This is a genomic window from Pseudomonas emilianonis (assembly GCF_023072625.1).
GTDB lineage: Bacteria > Pseudomonadota > Gammaproteobacteria > Pseudomonadales > Pseudomonadaceae > Aquipseudomonas > Aquipseudomonas paraveronii.
This window is the reverse complement of sequence record NZ_JAKNRV010000375.1, coordinates 1-4,795: the sequence shown is the minus strand read 5'-3', so window position 1 is coordinate 4,795 and position 4,795 is coordinate 1. Positions and strand designations below refer to the sequence as shown.

Sequence of the window (4,795 nt, the reverse complement as noted above, 5' to 3'; positions counted from 1 at the left end):
TGACGATCGTCGCCTTGATCCCCAACTCCCGCGCCGCCAGCGCCACGCCTTGCGCATGGTTGCCCGCCGACGCGGTGATCACGCCGCAGGCCTTCTGCTCGGCGCGAAGCTGCATCAGCTTGTTGTAGGCGCCACGAATCTTGAAGGAAAAGGTCGGTTGCAGATCCTCGCGCTTGAGCAGCACCTGGTTGTCGAGCAACAGTGATAGCGCCGGGGCGACTTGCAAGGGCGTGCGCACGGCCACGTCGTAGACCGGCGCGGCGAGGATCTTTTTTACGTAGTGCTCAAGCAGTCCCGGGGCAGCGGTCAGTGGGACGGGGCAAGTGCGCATGGGTGTCTCCTGGCTTTGGTAAGGGCACCTGGAGACGGAAAAACAAAACCCGCCTCTAGGGCGGGTGTGGGTGCAGCCGAGCGCTATCCCGCCAAATGAGGAATGGCGGTAATAATGCTTGGCTGGCGATACAAGGTTTGAAATGTCATGTGACGAAATTACCCGGCGGCCGCCCGGCAAGTCAATGGCCAGGGGCCATTTAGCTGAGGGGGGCTTTACGGGCGACATACGAAACGTATACGCTTCGTATATCAATCTAACACAGTGAAGCACATGGGCATCGTCAAGATCAGCGACCAACTACACGAACAACTGCGCCTGGCCAGTGCGGCCATGGACCGCTCCATCAACGCCCAGGCCGAGTTCTGGATCAAGATCGGCCTGCTCGCCGAACTCAACCCGCACCTGCCCTACAACGAGCTGATCAACAAGCTGTTGCTGGACAAGCCCGACCTGATCCGGGGGCGCAGCTGATGATCAAAACCACCGCACAACTCGCCGTGATGCGCGAATCCGGGCGCCTGCTGGCCCAGGTGTTCAGCATGCTCGACAGTTTTGTTGCCGCCGGGCGCTCCACCCTGGAGCTGGACAGCGCCGTCGAAGCCTTCATCCGCCACGAGTTGAAAGCCCGCCCGGCGAGCCTCGGGCAATACGACTACCCCTTCTCCATCAACACCTCGGTCAACGAAGTGGTGTGCCACGGCATGCCCAGCGCCACGCAGATCCTCAAGGACGGCGACATCATCAATATCGACATCACCCTGGAAAAAGGCGGCTTTATCGCCGACTCCAGCAAGATGTACATGATCGGCGCCGTCTCGCCGAAGGCACGTCGCCTGGTGGAGATGACCTTCGAGGCCATGTGGGCCGGTATCCGCCAGGTCAAACCCGGCGCACACCTGGGCGACGTCGGCCACGCGATCCAAAGCCATGCGCAGGCCAATGGCTACAGCGTGGTGCGCGAATACTGCGGCCACGGCATCGGCCGGCAGATGCATGAAGAACCCCAGGTCCTGCACTTCGGCCGCCCCGGCACCGGGCTGGAGCTGCGCGAAGGCATGGTGTTTACCATCGAACCCATGCTTAACCAGGGCAGCGCCAAGGTGCGCGGCCTGAAGGACGGCTGGACGGTGGTGACCAAGGACAACAGCCTTTCGGCGCAATGGGAACATACCGTGGCGGTGACGGCAGACGGGTTCGAGGTGCTGACCCTGCAAGCCACTTCCTGAACCCGCCCCCGCAGGAGTGGGGGTTTACATCACATTCGCGCCGCCTGCCATCCGCTTGAGCCCGAGCACCATCAACCCGGCGCCCAAGCCCATCGCCAACAGAAACAGCGGGTACGACACCCACCACGGTGTACCCGCCGTCATCATGCTGAACTCCGACATGCCGCCAATGCTGGCGATCAGGTTGAGCGGCAGAAACACCACGTTGATCAACGTCAGCTTGCGCAACAGGTTGTTCATGCTGTTGTTCATCAGGTTGCCGCGCGCGTCGATCAGCCCGGAGAACACGTTGGAATAGATCTCGGCCTGTTTGTAGCACTGGTGGTTCTCGATGATCAGGTCATCGATCAGGCCGAGAATTTCCGCGCTGAAATGCTCCTTCTCCCCATGGTTACGCAGCCGCGACAACACGGCGCCGTTGCTGTGCAGCGCGTTGATGTAATAGATCAGGCTTTCGCTGAGGTTGAACATCCGCATCAGATGATGGTTGCTCATGGACGCGTTGAACTGTTGCTGCAGCTCCCGCGCGACCAGCTTGATCACCTTGAGGTGGCCGAGGTAGTGGTGAATGTTGTTGAGCAGCAGATCGAGCAGCACATCCAGCGGCGTGTGCAACGGACGGCGGGCGCCGAGCCCGGACAGCGGGGTTTCATCGGTGGCGATCACCAACAGCCGGCCGGGTGAAAACAGCAGGCCGCAGGACGACACTTCAAACACCAGGTTGCCACCGCCGGAGTAGTTCTCCGGGCGTTTCCAGATCAGAAACAGGTTGTCGGGGTGAAATTCGATGCGTGAGACTTCGTCCGGGTCGAGCGCCGAGGCCAGGGCATGCTCGTCCAGTTTGTGGTGCTCACGCAGCCAGTTGCGCTCGGCATGGTCAGGGTTGCTGAACAACATGATCGGGGCCTCGTCACTGTTCCCGCTGCGCAACTTTCCATCGATCAATTCAAAGCGCTGGATCATCGCGACTCACCAGACCTGGCCCTGACGCTTCAACTCCAGGCGCCGGACAAATTCCTCCAGCACCAGGCCATACAAGTCGTCCTGCAAGTAGGCATCTTCGATACCGGCATCCAGGTTGGGGTTGTCGTTGACCTCGATCACCACCACCTTGTCGCCCGATTGCTTGAGGTCCACGCCGTAGAGGCCGTCGCCAATCAGGTTGGCGGTCTTCACGGCCAACTCCACCACGGCCTTGGGGGCTTCGTGGACCGCCAGGGTGCGGCATTCGCCGTTGATGTCCTGGCCGATGGCCTTGTGGTTGTAGATCTGCCAATGGCCCTTGGACATGAAGTATTGGCAGGCAAAGATCGGCTTGCGGTTGAGTACGCCGATGCGCCAGTCGTACTCGGTGTAGAAAAACTCCTGGGCCAGCAGCAGCACCGAATGCTCGAACAGTTCGGCGGTGGCCTTGAGCAAGGCCTCCTGGCTTTCGACCTTGATCACCCCGCGGGAGAAACAGCCGTCGGGGATTTTCAGCACCAAGGGGAAGCCGAGGCGCTCGCCGACCCGTTCGAAGTCTTCCGGTCGCTCCTTGTAGAGAATCTCGGTGGCCGGCATGCCCAGTTGATGGCTGTTGAGCAGGTCGGTGAGGTAGACCTTGTTGGTACAGCGCAGGATCGATGCGGGGTCGTCCATCACCACCAGGCCCTCGCTTTCGGCTTTCTTGGCGAAGCGGTAGGTATGGTTGTCGACGCTGGTGGTCTCGCGGATCAACAAGGCGTCGTATTCGGCCAGACGTGCGTAGTCCTTGCGCTCGATCAGTTCCACATCGATGCCCAAACCTTTACCGACCCGGACGAAGTTTTCCAGGGCCTTGGCGTTGGAGGGCGGCAGTTGCTCCTGGGGGTCGTGAAGGATCGCCAGGTCATAGCGGGCCAATCGGCGCGAGCGCGGCTGACGCCAGATCTTGCGACTGAAGTTGTCGAGGGCGTGGGCGAATTGATCTTCCTGGTCATCACGCAGCTTGTGCAATACGCCGGACTTGACCCCTTCGATATGCCAGCCGTTATTCTTTTTGAATTCAACTAACAAGATCGGACACGGGAACGCTTCAAACAATTGGCGCGCCAACTCCTGCAACGGATCAATATTGGTTCGGCCAAAGTAAAGCGTCAGCGTAAAGCCTTCGGTATTGCTGTAAAGATGATGACTCAAGGCTTTATCGAGGGTTTTATCCAGGTCATCCAAGGCCAGCCCATACAGTGACTTCTTGGTCAATTCACTGATGGTGCGCACCGATGGAATCACCTTGTGCCCGCGTGCTTCGGCCAGCAGCGAACAGTAGTAACCGTGCCCCAGGTACTTGTAGCTGCGACACAGGTTGATCACCTGCACGCGCTTGCCGGTCTCGCTTTCGCGGGTTTGCTCGAGGTACTCCTGGGCGGTGACGATGTCTTCGCTGGGGAAGTAGGAGGCCCAGTCTTCCTTGCGTTCGACAATAATCACTACTTGACTTGCCCCTCTGGGCGGAGCAGAAAAATAACCTTTGGAAGTTATTGTCGCCGCGACGCTTTGCTCGGATACTTCACGCCAATGACTTTGTACCGCAGACATAATATTTGATCCGCTTTAGAGAACTCGACCTTTTCTATTAAGCACGATCTTTTAGAGAAGTCCCGTTTCGTTACGTAACTTTTACGGCGGTCATATGGCTCTTTTCTTTCGCGTTGCAACCCCCTGCGATGTGCCGGCATTGGTGGTACTGGAACAGCACTGTTTCACCACCGACAGGCTGTCGCCACGCAGTTTTCAATGGATGATCAGCCGCGCCCACGCCGAGTTGCTGGTGGCCGAACAAGACGGGCAATTACTCGGGTATGCGCTGGCGTTGTTTCATCGCGGCACCTCCCTGGCGCGGCTGTACTCCATCGCCATCGCCGAGCCTGCGCGCGGCCTGGGCCTGGGCAAGCAGTTGCTGAGCCGCATCGAGGCCTGCGCGGTGGAGCACGATTGTGCGTACCTGCGCCTGGAAGTACGCACCGACAACCCCGGCGCCCTCGCCCTGTATGAGCGCAACGGCTACCGGCGCTTTGCGTTGATCAACGATTACTACGAAGACCACGCCCCCGCCCTGCGCCTGGAAAAACGCATCGTCCAGCACCAGGATGCGCGTGTGCAGAATGTGCCGTATTACCAGCAAACCACCGACTTCACCTGTGGCGCCGCCTGCCTGCTGATGGCCATGGGCGCGTTGCTGCCGGAACGCGTCGCCGCACGCCGCGAAGAACTGCAG

Annotated in this window: 6 protein-coding genes; 3 read left to right on the top strand and 3 right to left on the bottom strand. The window is 59.7% G+C overall.

Annotated features, from left to right (window positions below):
• Positions 1 to 331: pyridoxal-phosphate dependent enzyme (locus tag L9Z73_RS25535; protein WP_247407102.1), on the bottom strand; the 331-nt coding region annotated here is incomplete at its 3' end.
• Between the two features lie 273 nt (positions 332 to 604).
• Between L9Z73_RS25535 and L9Z73_RS25530 the strand changes: the two genes are divergently transcribed.
• Positions 605 to 805 carry a ParD-like family protein gene (locus L9Z73_RS25530; RefSeq protein ID WP_247407098.1) on the top strand — a complete coding sequence of 67 codons (201 nt, stop codon included), beginning with the start codon at positions 605 to 607 and terminating at the stop codon, positions 803 to 805.
• Entirely contained in the window at positions 805 to 1,560 is a 756-nt protein-coding gene (gene map, locus L9Z73_RS25525) for a type I methionyl aminopeptidase (protein ID WP_247407097.1), read from the top strand. Before L9Z73_RS25530 ends, map begins: the two co-directional genes overlap by 1 nt.
• A 24-nt stretch (positions 1,561 to 1,584) precedes the next feature.
• Here map and L9Z73_RS25520 read toward each other — a convergent pair whose 3' ends face one another.
• Positions 1,585 to 2,523, bottom strand: a complete 939-nt coding sequence (locus L9Z73_RS25520; protein WP_247407096.1) for a magnesium transporter CorA family protein — start codon at positions 2,521 to 2,523, stop codon at positions 1,585 to 1,587.
• Between the two features lie 6 nt (positions 2,524 to 2,529).
• Complete coding sequence (locus L9Z73_RS25515) at positions 2,530 to 4,116, bottom strand: RimK family protein (RefSeq protein ID WP_247407095.1); 1,587 nt, start codon at positions 4,114 to 4,116, stop codon at positions 2,530 to 2,532.
• A 94-nt stretch (positions 4,117 to 4,210) separates the two neighbouring features.
• On the opposite strand from L9Z73_RS25515, the gene L9Z73_RS25510 reads away from it, so the two are divergent.
• The coding region (locus tag L9Z73_RS25510) for a peptidase C39 family protein (protein ID WP_247407093.1) at positions 4,211 to 4,795 on the top strand (585 nt) is incomplete at its 3' end.

What these genes read in the sequence shown, in the direction of transcription:
- L9Z73_RS25530 (WP_247407098.1), top strand. Translation starts at nt 605, where the DNA reads ATGGGCATCGTCAAGATCAGCGACCAACTACACGAACAACTGCGCCTG.
- map (WP_247407097.1), top strand. Translation starts at nt 805, where the DNA reads ATGATCAAAACCACCGCACAACTCGCCGTGATGCGCGAATCCGGGCGC.
- L9Z73_RS25520 (WP_247407096.1), bottom strand. Translation starts at nt 2,523, where the DNA reads ATGATCCAGCGCTTTGAATTGATCGATGGAAAGTTGCGCAGCGGGAAC.
- L9Z73_RS25515 (WP_247407095.1), bottom strand. Translation starts at nt 4,116, where the DNA reads ATGTCTGCGGTACAAAGTCATTGGCGTGAAGTATCCGAGCAAAGCGTC.